A 22,710-nucleotide genomic window follows, 5' to 3' on the forward strand; every position below is an offset into this window, starting at 1 on the left:
CCCCGGCCGCCGGGCATTCCCTTCCCAGCCGCTACCCGCTACCCCGACATGGCCTGGGTGCGAACAAATTCGCCGAGCGCCTTGTCTTCCTTGGTGATGTGGCTGATGAACCATTCCTTGAGAAAAACCAGGATGTCGGCCAGCATCTGTTCGCTGACTACGCCGAATTCCTTTTCGATCTCGAAAAAAATGACGTGGTTGGCGAAGAGTTCATGCTGCTGGCGGTGGGCGTCGAGTTCGGGGTAGCCAAGATCAAGCATGAGTTCGGTTTCGAGATCGAAGTGATCGTGGAGATAGGCGCGCAGGAACGTCAAGGCCTTGGCGGCGTCGGCTTCCCCGGCTTGGCCCTGCCTGGCGGCCAGATCGTTGATGAGGCGGATGATGGCCTGGTGCTGTTCGTCGATTTCCGTCACGCCCACGGCCAAGGATTCGTCCCATGCGATCATGTGTTTTCTCCAAAGCCTGGGGCCAATGGGGCGCGGCCGGCCCCGGTCAGACCCGGACGGGGTGATGTGAATCAGGGGTCAACAATCAGCCCCGTTTTTTCAGCTCTGCGCCCGTTGCCTGCGGGGCTTTTGCGGGGGATTGCGCCAACATATTCAGCTGTCTATGCACCATGCCATAGCCAGGGAACATGTCAAGACGGCGCGAATCGCCAGAACGTGGATTCGCCCAAGGACATTTTCCGAAATGCTTCCCATAAAGCCTTATGGTGGGTTAGTCTCAGCGTGTCATGCCGTTTTGACCTCTTACTTGGAGATGGCCATGGTGCGCTCATCTAGGCTTTTGCTGTTCGGTCTCCTGTTGCTCGTTTGTCTGCCCGCCTGCCGCACGGCCGGCCCCTCGAACCCGGCAGCCGTCGGACGCAGCGCCCAAGCTCCGACCACCCAGGCCGGAAAAACGCCCCTGGACGGCTCCCGCCAACTCGTGCTGGTGGTGACCGAGAGCTTTGACGACAATCAAGCCCGCATGCGCCGCTTCGAACGCTCGGGGCCTGGCTCTTGGCGGCCGGTGGGCGACGACGTGGCCGTGACTCTCGGCAAAAACGGCCTGGCCTGGGGCCGGGGTCTCCACGGTCAAACGCCTCTTGGTCCGGGACCGGTCAAGGTGGAGGGCGACGGCCGTTCGCCGGCCGGGGTCTATGCCTTTGGCACGGCCTTCGCCTATCGCCCGGAAGACCTGTGGCAGCCGGCCAAGATGCCCATGCACCGTGTCACCGACCAGACGGTTTGCGTGGAAAGCATCAATTCCCGCTGGTACAATCGTATTGTGGACGAAAACACCGTGCCGGCCGTGGACTGGTCCTCGCCCGACCGGATGCTGCGCCCCGACGGCCTGTACCGCTACGGCCTCATGGTGGATCACAATGCGCCGGACACCAAACCCGGAGCCGGTTCGTGCATTTTCTTCCACCTCTGGCGGCGGCCCGGCGCGCCGACGGTCGGCTGCACGGCCATGAACGAAGCGGCCATGCTGGCCGTGCTGGCCTGGCTGGACGCCTCCAAAAGGCCCATTGTCGTGCAACTGCCCCGGACCGAACTGGAACGCCTGGCCCCAAGCTGGGGCGCGTCCGAACTCGTCGCCCTGCGTATTACGCCCAGGGAGTAGCCCGGAAGCAAAAGAAAAAATGCTCCGGCGGCCGGTAAGGTGAAGTAGCCAAGGTCGGCGTTCAAGGACGGCGGCCGCGAGGCTAACGCCCCGACACCCAATGCGGCAACGGGGGATGATGGGCTGTCCGGCCTGGGAAAAGCGGCTGCAGCTGAGGCGGTGCTCCCGCCTCAGGCCATGGCCCCGGTCAGCGTCTCAACTAAGGTCGTCGTTTTGGTGTAAAAAAAACGGCGCGCCGTATGACGGTGCGCCGTTTTGTCGTTTTGCGAGCCAAAGGAGGATGGCCGGGCTTGATGCCCAGGCTCGCCTTTTCAGGCGGTTTCGGGCTCCTTGCCCTGCTTTTTGAGGGCGTAGTTGAGGAGCTTTCTGGCTTCGACGAATTCCGGCGACAACCGCAGGGCCAGGCGTGACGATTTTTCGGCTTTGTCCCAGCGTTCCCAGTCGACATAAAGCCGGCCCAGGTTGAAATAGAGGTTGGGGTCGGACTTGGCGAACTCCGCCGCGCGCATGAAATAGCGTTCGGCGATGTCGTATTTGCGCAGTTTTCGAAGGACAATGGCGATGCGGTTGTAGTGATGGATCTGGTCGGGCGAAAGCTCAATGGCTTCGTCGAGGTAGGAAAACGCCTCTTCGTAGAGTTCGCCGCCAATGAAAAGCTCAGCGATGCGGGCGCGCAGATCGGCGTCGTGGGGATGTTCCTTGGCGAGCTTTTCCAGCAGCGCCTTGGCCTCGTCGATGCGCTTTTCCTCGATAAGGAGCTTGCCTTGGGCCAGACCCTCGGCAATGCGCTGTTCCTTGTCGGCGATAATGTCCTTGGCCGCTTCCACAGCCGTGGCTTGCAGTTCGCCAAGGACATTGAAGAGCTGCTCGGCCAGCTCTTTTTCCGAGCCGGGCTTGTAGTCGAGGATGAGAGGATAGATGGTGCGCAGATTCCTGTCGCCGTTAAGGTGCAGGACCGCGTCAGTGATGAGCTTGGAAAACTCTTCTTTTTCCGAACGAATAAGCGGCGTGCGCATGACCGCCGCGATGGCTTCGTACAAGGCCGAGACGGCCGGCAGGGGTTTGGCCTGCTTGAGGAACGTCCCGACCTTGTTGATCTGGGCCCGAGCTTTGGTCAGTTCGCCTGACATGCTACCCCGGCGCTATCGCGCCCGTGCTTATTTGCCCGTTTCCTTGCGCACCAGATTGCGGAAGCGGCTGAAGAAATACCGGCTGTCATGGGGACCCGGCGCCGCCTCAGGGTGATACTGAATGGCGATAACGGGTTTCTTCTTGTGGGCAAAGCCCTCAAGCGTATTGTCGTTTAAATTGACGTGGGTCAACTCTACGTCGGACAGGCTCTCGATGTCCACGCAAAAACCGTGGTTTTGCGAGGAGATCTCAATGCGGCCGGTCTGGAGGTCTTTGACCGGATGATTCAGCCCGTGGTGGCCGAATTTGAGCTTGAAGGTGCGTCCGCCAAGGGCCAGGCCCAGAAGCTGGTGGCCCAGGCAGATGCCGGCCAGGGGGTATTCGTTGACCAGAAGCGACGTGGTGTGGACCAGATCGGTCAGGGCCGCCGGGTCGCCCGGGCCGGGGGAAAGAAACACCGCGTCGGGGCCAAGCTTGCGCACCTGCTCGGCCGTGGTGGTGTAGGGCACCACCAGCATGTCGAAGCCCTGGGCGGTCAAAAGCCGCAGGATGTTCCACTTAATGCCCATGTCAAAGACCACGAGCCTGGGGCCTGTTCCAGGCCAGACATAGGTCCCGTCCACGATCTTGGCCGGCTCCATGGCCGTTCCGGACCAGGTGAACGGCGCGTCGCAGCAGACCCGGTCGGCCAGGCCCAGGCCTTCCATGGACGGCAGGCCCTTGGCCAGCCCGACCACGCGCTGGGGATCGGACACATCGGTGGAAATGTAGCCGCGCATGGCCCCATGCAAACGCAGGTGACGGGTCAGCGCCCGAGTGTCGATGCCTTCGATGCCCGTGATACCCTGGCTGGCCAGGTATTCGGGCAGGGTCATGGTGGAGCGCCAGTTGGAGGGCTCCTTGCAGCATTCCTTGACGATGAAGCCGGCCACGCGGATGTGGGCCGATTCGATGTCGTCGGGGTTGATGCCGTAATTGCCGACGTGGGGATAGGTCATGCACACCATCTGCCCGGTGTAGGACGGATCGGTGAGGACTTCCTGGTAGCCGGTCATGCCGGTGTTGAAGATGACTTCGCCGCCGGCGCTGCCCTCGCCGGTAAAAGTGTGGCCGTGGAAAAGGGTGCCGTCTTCGAGGGCCAAAATGGCTTTCATGCGTGTCTCCGGACGTGTTCGCTAAGGACCGCAACTTGCGGCCGGCGGCAGGGTATATCGGAAAGGGGCCGGCGTAAAGGGCCGGGCGTCCCCGGGTGCAGCGCTCACTTAAGGCCTCTTGGCGCGCTGCGCAAGGCCAAGTTCGATCAGGCGCGCGATAAGATCGGCGAAGCTCAGGCCCGCCGCCGCCGCAGCGCGCGGCAAAAGGCTCGTCGGTGTCATGCCGGGCAAGGTGTTGACTTCCAGGAGCCTCAGGCCCTCCGGGGCCAGGATGAAATCGGCCCGGCTGTAGCCGCAAAGCCCGAGAACCCGGTGGGCGGCCAAGCTTAGTCGCGAAAGTTCTTCGGTCACGGTTGGTTCCACCGGGGCCGGGCAGATCTCGTCGGCCGCGTCAGGCTCGTACTTGCTGGCGTAATCAAAAAACTCCCCGGCCTTGGGCCGGATGAGGATGGGCGGCAAGGCTTCGTCGCCCAGGACGGCGCAGGTGAGTTCCGGGCCGGAAAGACCCTCCTCAATCAGCGCGTCGTCGCCGTGGGCAAAGACTTTTTCCAGGGCGGCCGGCAGCTCCTCGGCCCGGCGCACCAGGGTCATGTGGATGCTCGATCCGCCGAGGTTGGGCTTGACGAACCAGGGCAGAGGGAAATCCGGGCGCGCGCTCGTGCCGGCGTCGCGGGGCACGAACACCCAGCGCGGCGTGGGCAGGCCGGCCTCCATGAAAAGTTGCTTGGAGGCGGCCTTGTTCAGCGCCAGAAACGACCCGGCCGGGCCGCTGCCCTGGTAGGGCACGCCGGCGGCGTCGAGCAGCGCCTGGGGCAGCCCGTCCTCGCCCGGCGCGCCATGGAGGCTTAAAAAGGCGAAATCGCAGGCCTTGGCCCGGCGCACAAAGCCGGGGAAGTCCTGGGAAAGGTCATAGGGCACGACCTCGTGGCCAAGGGACGTCAGGGCTTTTTCGATCTGGGCCGCGCCGGAGAGGGAAACAACCCGCTCACTCGACCAGCCGCCCGCAACCAAAAGTATTTTCATGGATGTCTATGCCAAGCGTTGCGGCCAGGGCCTGTTCGATGGCCTCGGCCTGTTGGAAGGACTCGCGGATGCGGCCCCGGATGTACTCGGTGGTTCCGTAGCGCACCAGCAGATCGTCAAAGCGCGCTTCCAGGGTCACGATCTGGTTGTGCTTGACCCGTTTGTCGCTATAAATGAGGGCCAGCGGCAAGAAATCGGCGGCGAGATCAATCTCGCGCGGCCAGTGGACATGGCACAGCACCCCCTGGGCCAGGGCCGGATTGCCGGTGATCTCCTGCACCCAGGCCGCCCCGAGCTGGCAGTGGTTGCCGCCGTGGCGGATGGTGTAGGTCTTGGCCAGATCGTGGAGCAGGGCGGCCGCCCGCACTGCTGCCACGTCCACGGCCAATCCCGCCGCCCGGGCCAGTTCGGCCAGGGCCGTGGCCAGACAGGCTACCAGTTCGCTGTGGGCCCGGATGTTGGGCAACATGCCGTAGGCGTCCCACAGCAAGCGGCACTGGGCGTCGGTGGGGACGGCATCCACCGGCGGCAGCTCGGCCACAAGCGGCAGGGCCGCGGCTTGGGTCGGGTGGAAATCCGCCTCGGGCGCGGCAAAAAGAGGCTTGCTGGTGCTGTCGGACATGGAAATGCAGCCGGAAGCGGGCGAAAAAAACGGTTCGCTCCCGGCCTTGGTTCTGATACCAACCCCGCTTAAAAAAGCAAAGGCCGACGTGGGGCATACGCGCCGGCAGGGAACCATAATGAAGAAATTCCGCATCCGCTACGAGACGAGACTCCTCTACGGCCTGGAAGGGACCGAAACCGTGGCCGCCTCGGGCAAGGGCCAGGCCATGCTGGCCGTTCAGGCCATGGTCCACCCGGACGAGCGTCTCAACGAGCCCTATTTCCACTTCGAACCCCTGACCATTCGTCAGATCGAGCCCGGCCGGTACGAAGTGGCCTTTCGCACCAAGGTGGAAAAACCCGTGTCCGGCGAAGTGGACGTGGAAGCAACCGACGCCGACAAGGCCGTGTCCAAGGCCCGGCTGGCCGTGCACCAGGAATTCATTCCCCCCAAATGCTTCAGGGCCGTGGCCGTGGAGGAGATCGGCGGCGCCTAGTCCGCCGGCCTTTTGACAAGCGCCGCGCCCATGCGCATATCTTTCGGACGCGCCGGCCAACCCGCCTGCCGCCAACCGCCAGACCCGGAGGTCCTCATGTGCCTTGCCGTTCCCATGGAAATCACCGCCATCCATGACAAGATCGCCGATGTGGAAATCGGCGGCGTCACCCGTCAGGTGCGCCTGGAACTCATCGACGCGGCTCCGGCTGTGGGCGACTACGTCATCGTCCACGCCGGCTTCGCCATCCGCCGCCTGGACCGGGAAGACGCCATCGAGACCATCAAGCTTTTCCAGGAAGGACTCAACCTTGAACTCCTTTGAGGCCTTCAAGGACCCGGCCCTGTGCCGGGCGCTGCTGGAGCGTCTGAAAAAAGAAGCCGACACGCCCTACCGGTTCATGGAAGTCTGCGGCACCCATACCGTTTCCATCTTCCAGTCCGGGCTGCGTAGCCTGCTGCCCCAGACCATCACCCACGTGACCGGCCCGGGCTGCCCGGTCTGCGTCACCCATGAATCCGAAGTGGCCTGTTTTCTGGAGCTGGCTGCCCGCGACGACATCGTGCTGGCCACCTTCGGCGACCTCATGCGCGTGCCCGGCCCCAAGGGCAAAAACCTCAAGACGGCCCAGGCCGACGGCGCGCGGGTCGAGGTGGTCTATTCCCCGGTGGATGCCCTGGCCGTGGCCGCCGCCAATCCCGGGCGCACCACGATTTTTCTTGGCGTCGGCTTCGAGACCACCGCCCCGGCCGTGGCCGCCACCATCCGGCTGGCCCGGGAGCAGAATCTGAAAAACTTCCGGGTGCTGAGCTTCCACAAGCTGGTGCCACCGGCCCTGGCCGCCCTGGTCGCCGACCCGGACATTAACATCGACGCGTTTATCCTGCCCGGCCACGTCTCGGCCATCATCGGCGCGGCCCCCTACGGCTTTTTAGCCGAAAAGCACGGGCTGCCGGCTGTGGTCACCGGTTTTGAACCCCTGGACATCCTGTCGGCGCTGCTCGAAATCACGGCCATGCGCGCCTCCGGCCGGCCGGCCGTGGTCAACGCCTACACCCGCGTGGTGGCCCACGACGGCAATCCCGTGGCCCGGGCGGTCATGGACGAGGTGTTCACCCCGGTCGACGCCCTGTGGCGCGGCCTTGGGACCTTGCCGGGCAGCGGCCTGGACATTCGCGAGGAGTTCGCCGACTTCGACGCCCTGCGCCTGCCCGGCGTCAGCCTGCCCGACGCGCCGCCCTTGGCCGGCTGCCGCTGCGGCGAGGTGCTCAAAGGCAAGATGGCTCCCAACGAATGTCCGCTTTTCGACAAGGCCTGCACTCCGGCCACGCCCGTGGGGCCGTGCATGGTCTCCACCGAAGGCGGCTGCGCCGCGTATCACAAGTATCGGTTGGAGCTGTAGAGAGAGAAGAGGGAAGATGCCTCCGGCGGCTGGGGGCCTGAGACCCCCAGACCCCCCGTATGGGGAAAAGGGGGTGAAGCAGTGGGATCGATCACACACAGGGAAGGGGCATGGACAAGGTTTTGCTTGATTACGGCAGCGGCGGCCGGGCTTCGCACCGGTTCGTGGCCGATCTGTTCTTCAAATATCTCGGCAACGACATCCTGGCCCGCATGGACGACGCGGCCGTGCTGTCGCTCACCGGCCCGGTGGCCATGAGCACCGACAGCTTCGTGGTGGACCCGATCTTTTTCCCGGGCGGCGACATCGGGTCGCTCGCCGTCCACGGCACGGTCAACGACGTGGCCATGATGGGCGCGCGCCCGCTTTTCCTCACCTGCGGCTTCATCCTGGAAGAAGGCCTGCCCATGGACGATCTGGCCAGGATCGTCGCTTCCATGGGGCAGGCCGCCCGCGAGGCCGGCGTACGCATCGTGGCCGGCGACACCAAGGTGGTGCCCCGTGGCGCGGCGGACAAGATCTTCATCAATACCACCGGCATTGGCGAAATCATGGTCGATCCAGCCCCCAGCGGGCACCGGGCGGCCGTGGGCGACGTGGTCATTGTCTCGGGTTCCATGGGCGACCACGGGCTGGCCATCCTCTCCACCCGCGAAGGCCTGTCCTTTGAGGCCCCGGTAGTCAGCGACAGCGCCTGCCTGGCCGGCATCGTGGGCAAACTGCTCGCCGCCGTGCCGGGCGTGCATGCGCTGCGCGACCCCACGCGCGGCGGGCTGGCCACCACCCTCAACGAGATCGCAGGCCAGTCCAACGTCGGCATTGAGCTGACCCAGGCCGACATCCCGATCCATCCGGCCGTGGCCGGCGGCTGCGCCGTGCTGGGCCTTGATCCGCTCTATCTTGCCAACGAGGGCAAATTTTTGTGTATTGTGCCCGAGGATCAAGCCCAGGCCGCCCAGGCCGCCATCACGGCCCATCCTCTGGGGGCCGGGGCCAAGGTCATCGGCCGGGTGGTGGCCGATCATCCGGGCAAGGTGGCCCTGGTCACGCCTCTGGGCGGCAAGCGGCTGCTGGGCATGCTCGAAGGCGAACAACTGCCGCGCATCTGCTAGGAACGCGTTTCTTACGGCAAAAAACGAAACAGTTGTTATAAAAGCGGCGTGATACGCGGCGCTGACACCATATAACCGACGGGAGCGCGGACATGAGCGTGTGCGATGTTGTGGTGATGGGGGCTATGGGGCGCATGGGCGCGACCTTCGTGCGGCTGATCCAGGCCGAACCGGCAGTCTTCCGGCTGGTCGGGGCCTTGGAGCGGGCGGGCTGCACCGCCGGGCTGGCCAATTTGCACTGCGAGATCGGCGACGATCTGGCCACGGTGCTGGCCAAATGCCCGGGCGCGGTGGTCATCGACTTCACCTCGCCGGAAAATTCCGTGAAAGTGGCCAGGACCGTGGCCGCCTCGGGCAATCCGTGCGTCATCGGCACCACCGGGCTTTCTGCCGAGCAGACCGCCGAACTGGCCGAAGCGGCCAAGAAAACGGCGCTGTTTTTCGCCCCCAACATGAGCGTGGGCCTCAACGTCCTTCTGGCCGTGCTGCCTGATCTGGTGCGCAAGCTCGGCCCGGCCTACAACATGGAAGTGATGGAAATCCACCACGGCAAAAAGGCCGACGCCCCCAGCGGCACGGCCATCAAGCTCGGCCAGTGCCTGGCCGAGGCCCGGGGCCTGGACTACGACACGGTCAAACGCCACGCCCGCGACGGCATCATCGGCCCGCGCACCAGCGATGAGATCGGCGTGGCCGCCCTTCGCGGCGGCGACGTGGTGGGCGACCACACGGTCTATTTCTTCGGCCCGGGTGAGCGCATCGAAGTGACCCACCGTGTCCATACCCGCGACACCCTGGCCCAGGGCGCGCTTCGGGCCGCCACCTGGATCGTCAAGCAAAAGCCCGGCAAGCTCTACAACATGGCCGATATGCTGGCCTAGCGGGCGGCCGTTTGTTCGCCCTATTCGGGGCAAGGCCGCGAAGCTGACGACCAAGCCCGCGTTGTTCCTGCGGGGGCAAAGCGGGCTTGTTGTCTATGCGGGGGCGGTCGATCACCGGTTGCCGGAGCAAAGGTGGTTCCCGTCAAGCGCCATTCACGGCCTGTTTGGCTTTCCGGCTGACAGAGAGCCAACCCCGCCGAACCTTCCTTGAATTTTTCTCCATGCGGGGGGTCCGGGGGCCTCAGGCCCCCGGCGGAGAGGGTAAGGCAGAGGCAGCGCCTCTCCTGGCCGCCGGAGGCAGACTTGCCGTTTCATCCGCTGACTGTTGACTGGTTTACGGCCCAGGTCGGCCGGCCCACGGACATCCAGTCCCTGGCCTGGCCGCGCATCGCCGCTGGCGAGCATGTGTTGGCCGTGGCCCCCACCGGATCGGGCAAGACGCTCACCGCCTTTCTGGCCGCCCTGGACGCCTTGGCCTGCGGCCGGTGGCCGGTCGGCCAGACCAGCGTGGTCTATGTTTCGCCGCTCAAGGCCCTTGGCGGCGACATCCGGGCCAACCTGGCCCGGCCGCTTTCGGGCCTTCGCCAGGCCTTCGCCGCCGCCGGCCGGGAGTTTCCCCGCATCCGGGCCGAGCTTCGCACCGGCGACACCCCGGCCGAGGCCCGGCGGCGCATGTTGCGCCAGCCGCCGGAAATCCTCATCACCACGCCGGAATCCTTGAACCTCCTGCTCAGTTCCAAGGGCGGGCGAGGGATGCTCGGGGCGGTGCGGCTGGTCATCCTGGACGAGGTCCACGCCGTGGCCGGCTCCAAGCGGGGGGTGTTTCTCATGGCCGCCGTGGAGCGGCTGGCGCTGTTGGCCGGCGAATTCCAGCGGGTGGCCTTGTCGGCCACGGTATCCCCCTTGGCCGAGGCGGCCCGGTTCGTGGGCGGTCTGGCTCCCGGTCCAGACGGCGTCCTGGCTCCCCGGCCCGTGGCCGTGGTGGAGAGCCGGGCGGCCAAGGCCATGGACGTGCGGGTGGAGTATCCGGACTGGAGCGAGCGCGAAGGCTCCAGGGATTCCTTCCTTTCCATCGTGGCCGGACGCATCCGTCGCCGCATCGCGGCCAATCGGACCACGCTGTGTTTTGTCAACAGCCGTAAGCAGTGCGAAAAACTGGCCCGGCTGCTCAACGCCGAGATGGAAACGCCGCTGGCCTACGCCCACCATGGTTCGCTGTCCAAGGAACTGCGCCAGGCCGTGGAAACGCGCCTCAAGGCCGGCGAACTCAAGGCCGTGGTGGCCACCCATTCCCTGGAGCTGGGCATCGACATCGGTTCGGTGGACGAGGTCTTGCTCGTCGAGTGCCCGCCCACGGTGAGCGCGGCGGTGCAGCGCATAGGCCGCTCCGGGCATGGCGTGGGCGAGGCGAGTCGGGCGGTTTTCTTGCCCACTTCGGAAAAAGACCTGCTGGAAGCGGCGGTCATGGCCCGGGCGGCGGCCGGCCGCGACATCGAACCCCTGCGTTTGGTTGATGCGCCGCTGGATGTCCTGGCCCAGGTGCTGGTGGCCATGCTCGGGGTCGAGACCTGGGACGTGGTCGCGCTTTTCGCCGCCGTGCGCCGCGTTTACGCCTACCGCGAGCTTTCCCGGGCCGCCTTTGACCTGACCCTGGGCATGTTGGCCGGGCGCTACGCCGCCACGCGTCTGCGCGAACTTTCGCCGCTTGTCGCCATCGACGCCCTGGACGGCACGGCCAGCGCCCGGGCCGGGGCGCTGCTGCGGCTGTACGCCTCGGGCGGGGTCATCGCCGATCGGGGCTACTACGCCCTTCGCCGCCAGGATTCGGCCACGCGCCTGGGGGAACTCGACGAGGTGTTCGTCTGGGAGGCGCGGCTTGGCCAGGTGTTCGCCTTTGGCGCGCAAAACTGGCGCATTGAGCGCATCACCGACGCCGACGTGTTCGTGTCGCCGGCTCCGGTCGGGGCCGTGCCGGCTCCATTTTGGCTCGGCGACCCGCGCCAGCGCGACCGCCATTTTTCCGGGCTGGTGGCCGCCTTTCTGGAAGAAGCCGACGCCCGCCTGGACGATCCGGCTTTTGCCGCCGCGTTGGCCACGGAATATTTCCTGGACCCCCAGGCCGCGCAAGCCCTTGTCGGCTACTTGCGCCGCCAAAAGGAGACCACGGGCGCGGCCCTGCCCCATGCCCGCCATCTGCTCATCGAGGTGACGGACACCGGCCCGGGCAGCGCGCCCGGCAATCAGGTGATCCTGCACGCCCCCTTGGGCCTGGCCGTCACCGCGCCGCTGGGGCTGGCCCTGGAAGCCGCCCTGGAAGCCAGGCTCGGCCACGGCGTGCCGGTCTATGCCGGCAACGACTGCGTGGCCGTGACCTTGCCCGGCGAGGTCGATCCGCTGGAGGTGTTGGCCGCCGTGCCTGCCCGACAGGCGGCGACGCTGCTTCGCGACCGGCTGGAAGGTTCCGGCGCATTTGGCGCGGCTTTTCGCGAGGCGGCCGGCCGGGCGCTGCTGTTGCCCCGTGACGGCTTCGGCAAGCGCCAGCCCTTGTGGATCACCCGGCTGCGGGCCAGAAAGCTTCTATCCGCCGTGGCCGGCTACGGCGATTTCCCCATCGTGCTCGAAGCCTGGCGGACGTGCTTGGTCGATCTCTTCGATCCCCAGGGGTTGGCCGGGTTCCTGGCCGCCGCCCAGTCCGGGGCCATGGCCGTGACCGTGGTCCGCACCCGGACCCAAAGCCCCTTTGCCGCCGACATCGTCTGGCGGCACGTCACCGAATACATGTACCTGACCGACGCCGGCACGGCCTCCGGCCCCACCGGCGCCCGGCCCGATCTCGTGGCCGAGCTGACCCGCCGGCCCGACCGTCCGGCCGTGCCCGAGGCCGTGGCCCGGACCTTCGAGGCTCGTCGCCAGCGGCTGTATCCGGGCTATGCGCCGGTCAATGCCGCCGAACTGCTGGAATACGTCAAGGAGCGGGTTGTCGTGCCCGGGGATGAGTGGCGGGACATGCTCACCGCCATGGAGCGCGACCATGGGCTGGCCCCGGCCGCCCTGGAAGCCGCCCTGGCGGCCAAGTTGGCCTGCTTTGCCACACCTCCCGAGCCGGCCATCGTCGCCCTGGAGCGGGCAGCCGAGGCGACCGTGGCGCTTTACGGCGACGCGGGGCTTTTCAAGCCCGTGGCGGCCAAGGCCAGGTTGCCGCATCGAGCCAAGGATACGACCGAGGACCAAGGCGCTGTCCGGGAAGGACTGCTTGCCCAATGGCTGAGCTATTACGGGCCGCGCTCCCTGGACGATTTGGCGTCGCGTCTCGGCCTGGACTCGGCAATACTTCAAGCGGTGCTTGAGGATTTGCAGGCGGCCGGGACCGTGGTCAGCGGCCGGCTCGTGACCGGCCGGGACGAAACCTTGTGGTGCGACGCGGCCAATTTCGAGACCCTGCTGCGTCTGGCCCGGGCGGCTCGGCGGCCGGCGCTGGCCGCCTTGCCGCCGGACAAGCTGCCGTATTTTCTGGCCGTCTGGCAGGGCGTAGCCCAACCGGCCAAGGATGCGGCGGCCCTGGCCGAACGCCTGGAGCGTCTGGCCTGTCTGCCCCTTGCCGTCGCCGCCTGGGAGGCCGACGTGCTGCCGGCCCGCGCCCTGGCCTACGACCCGGCCCTGCTCGACGCCGCCCTGGAGGACTCGGGCCTTCGCTGGTTCGGCGCGGGAACCAAAAAGGTGCTGTTTGCCCGCCCCGATGACCTCGATCTGGCTGGTTTTGCCCGGCGCGCGCCAGATGTCGGGCTGTTTCCGGATCCCCGTGCCGCTTACGATTTTTCGGCACTCCTCGACATCACGGGCTTGCCGCCCAAGGCCCTGGCCGAGCGGTTGTGGCAGGCCGTCTGGAAGGGCGAGGCGTTCTGTTCTGCCTTGTCCGTGCTGCGCCGGGGCTTGGTCAACGATTTCACGGCCGAGGACGCCTATGTGCCTGCTCGCGGCGGCTCGTCCCCTGGCCGCCCGGTCCGGCGCGGTTTTCGCCGCACGCCGCCCGGGCGTTTCGCCGGTTCGCTGCCGTTGTCCGGCTCCTGGCAGGCGCTTGTCCCGCCGCCGCTGCCGGACGATCCCCTGGCCGTCGAGGAACTGGCCATGGACCGGGCTAGACTGTTGCTCGCCCGCTACGGCGTAGTTTGCCGCGACATGCTGGCCCGGGAGTCGGCCGCTTTGAGCTGGACCGCCGTCTTCCGGGCGCTGCGGCGCATGGAGCTGACCGGCGAGGTCGTATCCGGCGAATTCTTCACCGGCCTCTCCGGCCCCCAGTTCGCCAATCCCGGAGCCGTGCGCTTGCTTGCCGCCGGCCTTGTCGGCGACGACCCCTGGTGGGTCGCTGGCGTTGATCCTGCCGCCGTCTGGGGTTTCGGCCAGGACTCGACGGCCCTTGCCCTGCCGCGACGCACGGCCGGCGCCTACGTCGCCTTTGCCGGCCCGCGCCCCGTGGCCGTCGTCGAAGCCGGCGGCGCGCGCCTGCGCCTGGCCCTGGCCCCGGACGATCCCGGACTAGCTGTGGCGCTTTCGCCCCTGGTCCATCTCCTGTGCCGCCTCGCCTCTCCCGTGCCGCGCCTGACCGTGGCGACCATAAACGACGTCCCGGCCGACAAAAGCCCCTACCTCGCGGCGCTGCGCAGCCTCTTCGAGGTTGTGGGCGAACGCCGGGGAGTCACTCTATATCGGTCGCGTTCGTTGTAGCGAAGGGGAGGGAGGAGAAGAGGGGGGATGCCCGGCGGCTGGGGGGCTGAGGCCCCCAGACCCCCGCACTTGGAGAAAAGGTAAAGGGGGGACGGTGGGGATTGGCGTTTTGCCGGCCGGGCCTGAGGCCCTCAAATGGTGAAGCGAGGGCTATGCCGTCGTCGGTGACGTCAGAAGGCGGCGAGGCGGGCAGCGGCGGCCTGGGACAGGCGCGTCAGCACGGCCGGCAACTCAGGGCCGGCCAAAGCGGCGGCCAGGGGCGGATGGCTGGCCAGGCGCAAAGCCAGGCTCCAGCCGCCCGGCGCGGCGGGATCAAGGCGGATGTCCTCGTAGAAGATGGCAAAGCCGCCGATCTCGCCGGCCAGGACGCCGTGGAGCAGCTCCAACACGGCGTAGGCAAAATATTTTTCCACATCCGCGCCGTGCCGGCTCGTGTTCAAGGCGGCGGCAAAGGTGGGCCAAAGGGCGGTTTCCAGGCTCTCGAAGGCGTTTTGGGCGGACATGGCGGCGTCTCCGTGGCGAAAAACCGTTGGGTACGGCAGGCCGGCCCCGGGCGCAAGTCCCCTTGCCATCTGGCAAAGCTTTGGCCATGACGGAGATGGTCCGAAATCCCTCGCCAAGGAGCCGCCCGCCATGCCCGTGCCCAGCCTGCCCGACGCCGCCGTCCTGACCCGAAGCGTCAACCGCGACCTGCGCCGCCAGGTGAGCGAACTGGCTCCCTGGTTCGCGGCCAACATGCCGGCCTACTATTTCCGTACCCACGACGCCGCCGAGCAGGCCCGCCACCTGCGCACCGTCATCTCCGGCGAGGTGCTGACCGGCGGCCAATCGGCCACCCTCTGGGACGCCACCCGCACCCGCCTGACCCGCATCGCCCCGGCCGACGGCTCCTGCCTGCTCGACCATCTGGCCGAACGGGTTGACGACAATATTCGCACCTCGCGGCTCTACGCCTCCCTGGACGGCCGTTTGCGGCTGGACACCTTTCTGCTCGATCCCCAGCCGCCGGTGGCCCCCAAAAGCCCGGCCATGCGTCGGGCCGTGGCCGCCATGACAGCCGGCGGGCATCTTGACGACCGTTTCCGCCAGGCCTTCACCGCCTTTCTCGGCGGCGCGCCGGCCGACTACGTCGAGAAGTTCGATCCCCTGCGCGCCGCCCGCCACTTCGCCCTGGCCCGGGAACTCGACGGCCGCGACGGCGTGCGGGTGGAGATGCATTTACTTGCCGACGCTTCCGAGAGCCGGCTCGTTGTCGCCATGCGCGAACCGCCCCGGTCCGGACTTTTGCTGCAAGTGGCCCAGGCCGTCATGTCCGAGGGCCTGTCCATCCTGCGCGGCTATTCCGACAGATTTGTCCTGGCCGGCGGCGACTTGTCGGTCATCAGCCTCTACGTCGCCCGGGAAGGCCAGGCCCTGGACCCGGCCGACGCGGCCTGGAAACGGCTGCGGCTGCTCATGCGCCGGGTCAAGTGGAGCGTGCCGGCCAAGGATCATCCCCTGGCCGTCCTGGCTTCGGAGCACGGGTTTGCCCAGGAGGAAGTTGAGCTGCTCGCGGCCGGTTGCGAATGCGCCCGGCAATTTTTGCTGCCGCGAAACCGCTACGCCTTTTCCATGGACAACGTGCAAGGCGTCCTTCTCGCCCATCCGGCCCGGGCCAGGGCGCTGCTGGACGTGTTTGCCGCCCGGTTTGATCCGCAACTGCCCGTGCGGCATCGGGAAACCGACGATGCGCCGCTGGCCGGAGCCGTGCTGGACGGCCTCGACGACGATCTGGCCCGCCAGGTGTTTGCCGCCGTCATCGAACTGTGGCGGCATGTGCTGCGCACGAACTTTTATCTGGCCGACCGTTTCGGTCTGGCTTTCCGTCTCGCCCCCGGCGTTATCGAGGCGATTGGCGGCGCGCCCCGGCCGGACGGGGAGCACCTGCCTCATGCGCTCTTTTTTATTGCCGGCCCGAAAATGCGCGGTTTCCATGTGCGCTACCGCGAGATGGCCCGGGGCGGGGTGCGGCTGGTGCGGACCCGGACCTGGACCCAGCTCGAACTGGAATCCGGCCGGCTTTACGAAGAGGCCAAGCATCTGGCCGAGTCCCAGCAGCTGAAAAACAAGGACATCCCCGAAGGCGGAGCCAAGGCCGTGCTGCTCCTTGATCCCGGCGCCGATCCCACCCTGGCGCTCAAAAGCGCCGTGGATGGGTTGCTCGACCTGCTCGTGCCCGGGGACGAGGCCGATACCCTTCCCGGCGTGGTCGATTACCTGGGCCGGCCCGAACTCGTCTATCTCGGCCCAGATGAGGGCATCACCCCGGATCACATCCGCTGGATCGTGCGCCGGGCCGCCAAACGCGGCTACGGCTGGCCCCGGGCGTTTATGAGTTCCAAGCCCGAGGGCGGCATCAATCACAAGCGTTACGGCGTGACCAGCCTTGGCGTGCTGGAATTCGCCGACGCCTTTTTGCGCGAGGCCGGCATCGACCCCGACCGCCAGGAATTCACGGTCAAGCTGACCGGCGGTCCGGCCGGGGACGTGGCCGGCAACGCCCTGATCCAGCTCTTTGCCCGCTACGGCGACCGGGCCAAGGTGCTGGCGGTCAGCGACGGACACGGCGCGGCCTATGATCCGGCCGGCCTGGACGCGGCCGAGCTGGCCCGCCTGGTGGCCGCCGAAACCTCCATCACCGGCTTTGACCCGGCCCGATTGTCCGGCCCGCAAGCCTTTGTCCTGGCCGCCGACACGCGAGAGGGGGCCAAGGCCCGAGCCAGCCTGCACAACACCGTCACGGCCGACCTCTTCATCCCGGCCGGCGGCCGCCCGGACACCATCAACGACGCCAACTGGAGCGCCTTTTGCGACGAAACGGGCCGTCCCTCGGCCCGGGTCGTCATTGAGGGGGCCAATCTCTTTTTGACCTCCGGCGCGCGCCGGGGACTGGAAGCGGCCGGGGTGCTCATCGCCCCTGGCCCCTCGGCCAACAAGGCCGGGGTCATCTGCTCGTCCTACGAGATCCTGGCCGGCATGGCCATGACCAAGGAAGAACTGGCCGCCTGCCATGGCCGCTACGTCGAGGAAGTGCTGTTGATTCTTGGCCGCAAGGCCCGAAACGAGGCCGGGCTGCTGCTGCGCGAACGCCGCCGTCGCGGGGGCACGACGGGACTGGTGGGATTGAGCCGCGAGACATCGCTGGAGATCACGGCCCTCAAGGACGCCCTGAGCGAAGCCATGGCCCGGCAGGCCCCAACCGTGGCCGACATCGCTGCCGACACGTTGCTGACGGAGCTTATTGCCGCCCACTGCCCGCCGCTGGTGGCGGCGCGCCACCTGGAGCGGCTTTTTGCCGTGGCGCCGGCGGCCTATCTCCACGCCGTGGCCGCGGCCCAGGCCGCCTCGGCCATCGTCTACGCCGAAGGACTGGGCTGGCTGTCGCGTCTGGCCGGCCTGCGCGACCTCATGGCCGTGGTTCGGGCCTATTTCGCGGCCGCCGGGGAGCTGGACCGCCGGCTGGCCGCCCTGGGCCGCAGCCGGATGCCCGGCCGTGACGAACTGGCCGGCCTTTTGGCCCGGTCCGGGCGCAAGGTGCTGTGCGAACAGGCCCTGGGCCTGGATGGCCCGGCAGCGGGCGGGGAGGGCGAGAGGCGCTAGATCTTGATGGGCGGGAGTTCGATGCGCGGCGGCGTGTCCCAGATGCGCTCAAGGAGCCTTCTGGCTTCGGCCAGATCGGGATTGATGGCCAGGGCTTCCCGGGCGGTCTTCTCGGCCTCGGCCAGATTGCGCTGCTCGTAGTAGACCCGCGCGATGTTGAGCAGTAAATGGTCGTCGGTGGGGGAGAGTTCGCGAGCCCGGAAATAGTATTTGAGCGCCTCGTCGAAAAGGCCCTTTTTGCGCAGGTTGATGCCGAACTCGTTGAACAGGTGCTTGTGGCGCGGCTCGAAGGCTTCTTCCAGACGCACAAGGCGGTCGAAGATGTAGGAGGCCTTTTCGGTCTTGTCCATGGCCAGATAAACCAGCCCCAGGCCGAAGTTTGCCCGGATGTTGTCCTCGTCGATGCGCTTGATCTTGAGATATTCCTGCTCGGCGCTGGCCGGCTTGTTGGACGCCCGGTAATGGTCGCCCACGAGCAGGGGTTGGCTGAGCAGCCGATAGCTCAGGTCCGGCTCCAGGTGGTAGTCCTCGAAGAGTTTCTCCCTGGTGATGCGAAAGGGCGCGCCCTGGCGCTTGAAGTCCATGTCCAGGCTCTGGACGTCGAAGGCGTTGTCCTCGATTTCCTTGACGAACCAGTAGGTCTCGGACTGGGCGGTCCGTTTGGTGACGCCAAAGCCCACCGTGACGGCGGTTTTGAGGGAAAAGATGCCGTTGATCTGATTTTCCTGGCTCATGTGCGGCCTGGGTGCTCAGACGTCCCTGACCAGGGCGGCCTGGCCGGGGGCGGGGGCGGTTGTCTGCGGTGGTTGGGCGAGGCCGTCATATTGCTTGGCCCGCAGTTTGGCCAGGAGCTGGGCGGCTTCGGGGAACGGATCGCGCAGCATGGTGGCCTGCTCCAGGTGGTGGATGGCCCGGTCGTAGTCCTTGGCGAAGATGCAGGCCTTGGCGATGTTGTAATGGAGGTTTTCGTCCTTGGGGGTCAGGGTCAGGGCCTGGGTGTAGGCGTGCAGGGCTCCGGGATAGTCGCCGCGCTTGCGCAGATCGATGCCAAGCGAATTGTAGGGGTTGACCGCGTCGGGATTGGCTTGCAGGATTTCGGCGAAGAGTTCCTTGAGTTCGGCCAGACGGTCCTGGAGGGCGAGGATCTCGGCGGATTTGTCGAGATAGGCCCGGTAGTTGGCGTCGTCGCCCTTGCCTTTGTAGGCGTGGGCCATGCCCTGGTAGGCTTCGGCGTACATGGCGTTTAAGGCCAGGGCCTTGTTGAAGGCCACGATGGCCTTGCCGTATTTTTGCCGGTGCAGGTAATCCATCCCCTTGTTGAACCAGACGGCGGATTCGTTTTCCTCTTCCACGATTTCGGAAAATTCCTGCAACGCCTCATCGAAGCGGCCTTGCTGCACCAGCTCCTGGGCTGTTTGCATCTGCTCGACTTCCACTTCGTCAACGCTGGTGGTTTCCAGGGCCATTTGCAGATGCCGCTCCAGGGTGGTCATGGAATAAGGGCGGATGACGTAGCCGTTGCAGCCGGCGGCAATGGCCTTGACCACGTTTTGCAGCCCGCTTTCGGTGGTCACCATGATGACGGGCAAAAGTTTGGAGCGGGTGGCTCGGCGCAGGGCGCGCAGACAGCTTGCCCCGTCCATCCCCTTGACGGCGGCGTCGATGAGCACCACCTGGACGGCGTCTTCCTTGATGGGATCAAGCAGATCGTCGAGTTCGTCGGAGACGATGACGTTTTTGATCTTGAGATCAAGACAGCACTTTTTGTCTCGGGCGGCATGATGCTGGTTGTTGGTGAGGATGGCGACGGAGATGTTCGGCGTTTCCATGCTGCGCTCGGTAGTCGGGATAAAGTGCGCCTGTCTTGCACGCGATCCGGGCCGGGAAAAGCTTGACGCCGAGCCTGGAGGCCAAGAAAGAGCGGGAATTGTCGTGCTTTAGAAAGGTACCATGCGTCGGCGGCAAAACCAAGGAAAAAAGCGGAAGTTCGGCGAGGCCGATTTGCCGACCGTTGCTGTGCCGGTGCAGAAGATGTCGCCGCCATGATTTACACAGCAACAATACCAAGTGGCATACATGTTCCTCCGTAATGTCCGTGGTCTCCCTGGACGTTTCTGGAACAGCCGAGCACCTTGCCCGATTGCGGCGTCGGCCTGTTGCGGCCGCGCCGGCCAAGCATGGCGGTTTGCAACTACAACAGAGGCTTCCAATCTGTCGTCGCGACAAGGGCGTCCTGGCGTTTCCTGAGCGCGACGCAACGTCGCCGCGCGACGGCAGGAGCGGCTGCTTTTTCGTGCCGGCTACCAGCCGCCGCCGCCGCCGCCTCCGCCGCCGCCGCCAGAACTCCCGCCGCCTCCCGAGCCGGAAGACGACCCCGGGGCTGTGGACGAGGCACTGATGGCCGAGGAAAACCCCGAGCCGAGGTTGTCAGCGAAACCGCCGAAGTCCCCGGAACTCCAGCCATGGCCGACATACCAGACCGGCTGGTAGCCCTCGGCCGCGGCCCGCGCCAACACGTCGGCGAACTGGGCCGCCCAGTCGTTTTCCACGTCCAGGGCCAGGGCGTAGGGCAGATAACGCTCGAAAAGCTCGGGCGTGCGCTCCGGTGGGGTGAGCATGTTGAGCCGTTCGCGCTCGCCCACGCGGAGGTAGAGCCGAAACCCCTCCAGGGCGTCCATGACCCGGCGGCCGGCCTTGGTCGGGGCCTTGAGCAGGTGGCGAAAGATCGCGGTTTCCACGGCGATGGCGGCCAGACAGGCGGCCGCCGGCCAGGAGACGGCAATGGAAAGGAAGGCCAGGGCGGCCAGCTCGCCAAGGACGAAGGGCAGGGCGAACAAACAGGCAAAGGCCGCGCCGATGATGCTCAGAAAGCGCGGCCGGGCCTTGGCCTTGGCCAGGGCCTGCAGGGCGCGCATGGTCAGGGCGGCTACGCCGAAGCTCCACACGCCAAGCCAAGCCAGGGTCATGCCGGCCATCTCCGGCTCGTCGGCATGGATGGCGACCAGGGCGAAGACCAGCAGGCAAAGCGCCACGCCGACAAAGAAATACGCCCGGTTGACTTGGAAATGGCTGCCCTCGTACCGGTCCTTGAGGTCATCGCGAAGGGCCTTTTGCGCCGTCCGCACGGCTTGATGGTTTTCCTGCTCCAGGCGCACGGCCGGCGCGCCGTCAAGCAGCGCCTCAAGGAGGCCGGCTTGCCAGGAACCCTGGGGAAAGCGGTTCTTGCCGCGTCCGACAATGTAGGTTCCGTCGTCGTCCTCGATGACGGCCCCGCCGGCCACGGCCATTTCCACCACCCCGGCGGCAAAGGCCTTGTCGTCATAGCCCATGCGGCGCAGGTAGCGGGCGCCCGGGGCGCTGACGCCGTCCGGGGGCGAAAAAAGCGGGATGGTGATGCCTTTGGCCGGATCGCGGCCGACAATGAGCCAGGCCACAACGAAAAAGACCGTCACCACCACCAGTCCGGCGGCTGCGAGGTGAAAGGCCCGGCTGGTCAGGATGCGTTCGGTTGGCGTGGGCAGGGTGACGAAGCCCTTGGGAAAGCTCACGGCCACGGTCAGGCCCGAACCTGGGGGCAGAGGTTTGGTCGTATGGCAATAAAACGTGCCCGGCCCGGTATGGGCGGTGAAATCCCGGCCCTTGGCCCCGGCCGGACCGGTGTAGGCGGCCCACTGTCCCGGCTGGGCCCCGGGCGGCAGGAAGACCGTGACCGAGGCCTGGTCGATGGGCAGCCGCCAGCCGTTGCCGGTGACGTTCCAGTAGAGTTCGTCGTAGTCCGTGAACTGCCCGACCTGGCCGTTAGTGGCGTAGGTCAGCTCATACGTGTGTTCGCCCGGGTCGAGGAGCTTCCCCTTTTTGCCCATGTAGACCATGACGCCGTTGCCGGCCGATTCGGTGTGGTAGTCTTCGCCACGTCCGTCGCGACGAACGCCGAGGACCTTGAAGCCGACCGTCACGGTCTTGCCGCCGGGAATGTCGTAGCGGGTGGGGAATTCGCGTACGATGCCCTGGCGGATGGACTGGCCGGCGGCCAGCACGCGCAGGGTCTCGACCACGGTGAGGTCGCCGCTGGCGGTGATGGTCACCCGACTGTCGAAGGACAGGATGCGTTCGGTCTGGGCAGCGGCTGGGCAGGCCAGAGCGGCCAGCAAGCCCAGGGCCGCCAGCGTAGCGCACCGGGAAAACAATGCCCGGATAAGGCGTGATAAAGTGTTTTTCCTCAAGGTTGGCCGGCCTGCCGCCCAGGGCGTTTCTCCAGGGTGTGACACGAGAAAGCCGCCGGGCCGGAAGGCCGCTCGTTTCACGAACCGGCTCCGGCGTCGAAGCTCACACGCGGCACGGCGCGGTCAGCCGGGTCCTCAATCTCGAAATAGGGCAGGGAGCCAAAGCCCATGGACGAGGCCAGCAGGTTGGCCGGAAACGTCTGGGAGCGGTTGTTTTGCTCCCGAGCCGCGCCGTTGTAGTAGCGCCGGGCGAGCTGCAGTTCCGACTCGATGGCGGCCAGTTCCTGTTGCAGGGAGGCGAAATTCTCGCTGGCCCGCAGTTGGGGATAGCCTTCGGCCACGGCGAAAAATCGGGTGAGGGCCTGGGTGAGTTCGCCTTCGAGGCGGTAGCGGGCGGCTTCATCGGCAGTGCCTTGGATTTTCGTGCGCAGGCCGGTCACGGCTTCCAGCACGCCGCGTTCATGGCCCATGTAGCCCTTGACGGCTTCCACCAGATTGGGAATGAGGTCGGCCCGGCGTTTGAGTTGGACATCAACGCCGCTGCGGGCTTCTTCGGCCAGGTTGCGGCCCCGGATCAGGCCGTTGTAGAGGGCGATGCCGTAGAGGCCGATAAGCAGGGCGACGCCGAGGACGACGGACAGTGCGATCATGGCGGAACTCCTTTGTCGGGAAACGGCGCATGAGCCGATACTGCAAGGTCATACGGAAACCGGCC

General features: G+C 66.4%; 18 protein-coding genes. 8 read left to right on the forward strand and 10 right to left on the reverse strand.

Going from position 1 to position 22,710, the window contains the following annotated elements:
- Positions 1-38 precede the first annotated feature (38 nt).
- A complete protein-coding gene (locus tag C3Y92_RS09915) occupies positions 39-446 on the reverse strand; it encodes a bacteriohemerythrin (protein WP_129352118.1) in 408 nt (135 codons plus the stop codon).
- A 319-nt stretch (positions 447-765) separates the two neighbouring features.
- Between C3Y92_RS09915 and C3Y92_RS09920 the strand changes: the two genes are divergently transcribed.
- Positions 766-1,608, forward strand: coding sequence for a L,D-transpeptidase family protein (locus C3Y92_RS09920; protein WP_129352120.1), 843 nt, complete (start codon positions 766-768; stop codon positions 1,606-1,608).
- A gap of 311 nt (positions 1,609-1,919) precedes the next feature.
- On the opposite strand, the gene C3Y92_RS09925 is transcribed toward C3Y92_RS09920, so the two are convergent.
- The 4 genes from C3Y92_RS09925 to C3Y92_RS09940 form a co-directional block, all read right to left on the reverse strand.
- Positions 1,920-2,738 carry a tetratricopeptide repeat protein gene (locus C3Y92_RS09925; protein WP_129352122.1) on the reverse strand — a complete coding sequence of 273 codons (819 nt, stop codon included), beginning with the start codon at positions 2,736-2,738 and terminating at the stop codon, positions 1,920-1,922.
- 27 nt (positions 2,739-2,765) lie between these two features.
- A complete protein-coding gene (carA, locus tag C3Y92_RS09930; protein ID WP_129352124.1) occupies positions 2,766-3,893 on the reverse strand; it encodes a glutamine-hydrolyzing carbamoyl-phosphate synthase small subunit in 1,128 nt (375 codons plus the stop codon).
- 108 nt (positions 3,894-4,001) lie between these two features.
- A complete protein-coding gene (locus tag C3Y92_RS09935; RefSeq protein ID WP_129352126.1) occupies positions 4,002-4,916 on the reverse strand; it encodes a D-alanine--D-alanine ligase family protein in 915 nt (304 codons plus the stop codon).
- The gene (locus tag C3Y92_RS09940; RefSeq protein WP_129352128.1) at positions 4,879-5,538 is read right to left on the reverse strand and encodes an HDIG domain-containing metalloprotein; all 660 of its coding nucleotides are present in this window, start codon (positions 5,536-5,538) and stop codon (positions 4,879-4,881) included. Before C3Y92_RS09940 ends, C3Y92_RS09935 begins: the two co-directional genes overlap by 38 nt.
- A gap of 118 nt (positions 5,539-5,656) precedes the next feature.
- Between C3Y92_RS09940 and C3Y92_RS09945 the strand changes: the two genes are divergently transcribed.
- The 6 genes from C3Y92_RS09945 to C3Y92_RS09970 all read left to right on the forward strand — a co-directional run bounded on the left by C3Y92_RS09945 (position 5,657) and on the right by C3Y92_RS09970 (position 14,133).
- Positions 5,657-6,016 (forward strand): hypothetical protein, encoded by a 360-nt coding sequence (locus C3Y92_RS09945; RefSeq protein WP_129352130.1) that lies wholly within the window; start codon positions 5,657-5,659, stop codon positions 6,014-6,016.
- 96 nt (positions 6,017-6,112) lie between these two features.
- The gene (locus tag C3Y92_RS09950; RefSeq protein ID WP_015860718.1) at positions 6,113-6,340 is read left to right on the forward strand and encodes a HypC/HybG/HupF family hydrogenase formation chaperone; all 228 of its coding nucleotides are present in this window, start codon (positions 6,113-6,115) and stop codon (positions 6,338-6,340) included.
- A complete protein-coding gene (hypD, locus tag C3Y92_RS09955) occupies positions 6,327-7,418 on the forward strand; it encodes a hydrogenase formation protein HypD (RefSeq protein WP_129352132.1) in 1,092 nt (363 codons plus the stop codon). Before C3Y92_RS09950 ends, hypD begins: the two co-directional genes overlap by 14 nt.
- A 110-nt stretch (positions 7,419-7,528) precedes the next feature.
- Positions 7,529-8,530, forward strand: a complete 1,002-nt coding sequence (gene hypE, locus C3Y92_RS09960; protein ID WP_129352134.1) for a hydrogenase expression/formation protein HypE — start codon at positions 7,529-7,531, stop codon at positions 8,528-8,530.
- Between the two features lie 92 nt (positions 8,531-8,622).
- Complete coding sequence (gene dapB / locus C3Y92_RS09965) at positions 8,623-9,411, forward strand: 4-hydroxy-tetrahydrodipicolinate reductase (protein WP_129352136.1); 789 nt, start codon at positions 8,623-8,625, stop codon at positions 9,409-9,411.
- A 303-nt stretch (positions 9,412-9,714) separates the two neighbouring features.
- Positions 9,715-14,133 (forward strand): DEAD/DEAH box helicase, encoded by a 4,419-nt coding sequence (locus tag C3Y92_RS09970; protein ID WP_129352138.1) that lies wholly within the window; start codon positions 9,715-9,717, stop codon positions 14,131-14,133.
- 170 nt (positions 14,134-14,303) lie between these two features.
- On the opposite strand, the gene C3Y92_RS09975 is transcribed toward C3Y92_RS09970, so the two are convergent.
- The gene (locus C3Y92_RS09975; RefSeq protein WP_129352140.1) at positions 14,304-14,636 is read right to left on the reverse strand and encodes a hypothetical protein; all 333 of its coding nucleotides are present in this window, start codon (positions 14,634-14,636) and stop codon (positions 14,304-14,306) included.
- 130 nt (positions 14,637-14,766) lie between these two features.
- Between C3Y92_RS09975 and C3Y92_RS09980 the strand changes: the two genes are divergently transcribed.
- Complete coding sequence (locus C3Y92_RS09980; protein ID WP_129352142.1) at positions 14,767-17,772, forward strand: NAD-glutamate dehydrogenase domain-containing protein; 3,006 nt, start codon at positions 14,767-14,769, stop codon at positions 17,770-17,772.
- Here the strand turns inward: C3Y92_RS09980 and C3Y92_RS09985 are convergent.
- The 4 genes from C3Y92_RS09985 to C3Y92_RS10000 all read right to left on the reverse strand — a co-directional run bounded on the left by C3Y92_RS09985 (position 17,769) and on the right by C3Y92_RS10000 (position 22,645).
- Positions 17,769-18,506 carry a tetratricopeptide repeat protein gene (locus C3Y92_RS09985; RefSeq protein WP_129352144.1) on the reverse strand — a complete coding sequence of 246 codons (738 nt, stop codon included), beginning with the start codon at positions 18,504-18,506 and terminating at the stop codon, positions 17,769-17,771. The two genes, C3Y92_RS09980 and C3Y92_RS09985, sit on opposite strands and share 4 nt — an antisense overlap.
- A gap of 15 nt (positions 18,507-18,521) precedes the next feature.
- The gene (locus tag C3Y92_RS09990) at positions 18,522-19,601 is read right to left on the reverse strand and encodes a tetratricopeptide repeat protein (protein ID WP_129352146.1); all 1,080 of its coding nucleotides are present in this window, start codon (positions 19,599-19,601) and stop codon (positions 18,522-18,524) included.
- Positions 19,602-20,072: 471 nt separating this feature from the next.
- The gene (locus C3Y92_RS09995; protein WP_235669677.1) at positions 20,073-21,923 is read right to left on the reverse strand and encodes a DUF2207 domain-containing protein; all 1,851 of its coding nucleotides are present in this window, start codon (positions 21,921-21,923) and stop codon (positions 20,073-20,075) included.
- 149 nt (positions 21,924-22,072) lie between these two features.
- The gene (locus C3Y92_RS10000; RefSeq protein ID WP_129352150.1) at positions 22,073-22,645 is read right to left on the reverse strand and encodes a LemA family protein; all 573 of its coding nucleotides are present in this window, start codon (positions 22,643-22,645) and stop codon (positions 22,073-22,075) included.
- Between the last annotated feature and the right edge of the window lie 65 nt (positions 22,646-22,710).

Origin of the sequence: Solidesulfovibrio carbinolicus (assembly GCF_004135975.1) — a bacterium.
Taxonomy (GTDB): Bacteria; Desulfobacterota; Desulfovibrionia; order Desulfovibrionales; family Desulfovibrionaceae; genus Solidesulfovibrio; species Solidesulfovibrio carbinolicus.

Excerpts from the sequence above, each read along its gene's own strand:
- C3Y92_RS09915 (WP_129352118.1), bottom strand. The coding sequence starts at position 446 with ATGATCGCATGGGACGAATCCTTGGCCGTGGGCGTGACGGAAATCGAC.
- C3Y92_RS09920 (WP_129352120.1), top strand. The coding sequence starts at position 766 with ATGGTGCGCTCATCTAGGCTTTTGCTGTTCGGTCTCCTGTTGCTCGTT.
- C3Y92_RS09925 (WP_129352122.1), bottom strand. The coding sequence starts at position 2,738 with ATGTCAGGCGAACTGACCAAAGCTCGGGCCCAGATCAACAAGGTCGGG.
- carA (WP_129352124.1), bottom strand. The coding sequence starts at position 3,893 with ATGAAAGCCATTTTGGCCCTCGAAGACGGCACCCTTTTCCACGGCCAC.
- C3Y92_RS09935 (WP_129352126.1), bottom strand. The coding sequence starts at position 4,916 with ATGAAAATACTTTTGGTTGCGGGCGGCTGGTCGAGTGAGCGGGTTGTT.
- C3Y92_RS09940 (WP_129352128.1), bottom strand. The coding sequence starts at position 5,538 with ATGTCCGACAGCACCAGCAAGCCTCTTTTTGCCGCGCCCGAGGCGGAT.
- C3Y92_RS09945 (WP_129352130.1), top strand. The coding sequence starts at position 5,657 with ATGAAGAAATTCCGCATCCGCTACGAGACGAGACTCCTCTACGGCCTG.
- C3Y92_RS09950 (WP_015860718.1), top strand. The coding sequence starts at position 6,113 with ATGTGCCTTGCCGTTCCCATGGAAATCACCGCCATCCATGACAAGATC.
- hypE (WP_129352134.1), top strand. The coding sequence starts at position 7,529 with ATGGACAAGGTTTTGCTTGATTACGGCAGCGGCGGCCGGGCTTCGCAC.
- dapB (WP_129352136.1), top strand. The coding sequence starts at position 8,623 with ATGAGCGTGTGCGATGTTGTGGTGATGGGGGCTATGGGGCGCATGGGC.
- C3Y92_RS09975 (WP_129352140.1), bottom strand. The coding sequence starts at position 14,636 with ATGTCCGCCCAAAACGCCTTCGAGAGCCTGGAAACCGCCCTTTGGCCC.
- C3Y92_RS09980 (WP_129352142.1), top strand. The coding sequence starts at position 14,767 with ATGCCCGTGCCCAGCCTGCCCGACGCCGCCGTCCTGACCCGAAGCGTC.
- C3Y92_RS09985 (WP_129352144.1), bottom strand. The coding sequence starts at position 18,506 with ATGAGCCAGGAAAATCAGATCAACGGCATCTTTTCCCTCAAAACCGCC.
- C3Y92_RS09990 (WP_129352146.1), bottom strand. The coding sequence starts at position 19,601 with ATGGAAACGCCGAACATCTCCGTCGCCATCCTCACCAACAACCAGCAT.
- C3Y92_RS10000 (WP_129352150.1), bottom strand. The coding sequence starts at position 22,645 with ATGATCGCACTGTCCGTCGTCCTCGGCGTCGCCCTGCTTATCGGCCTC.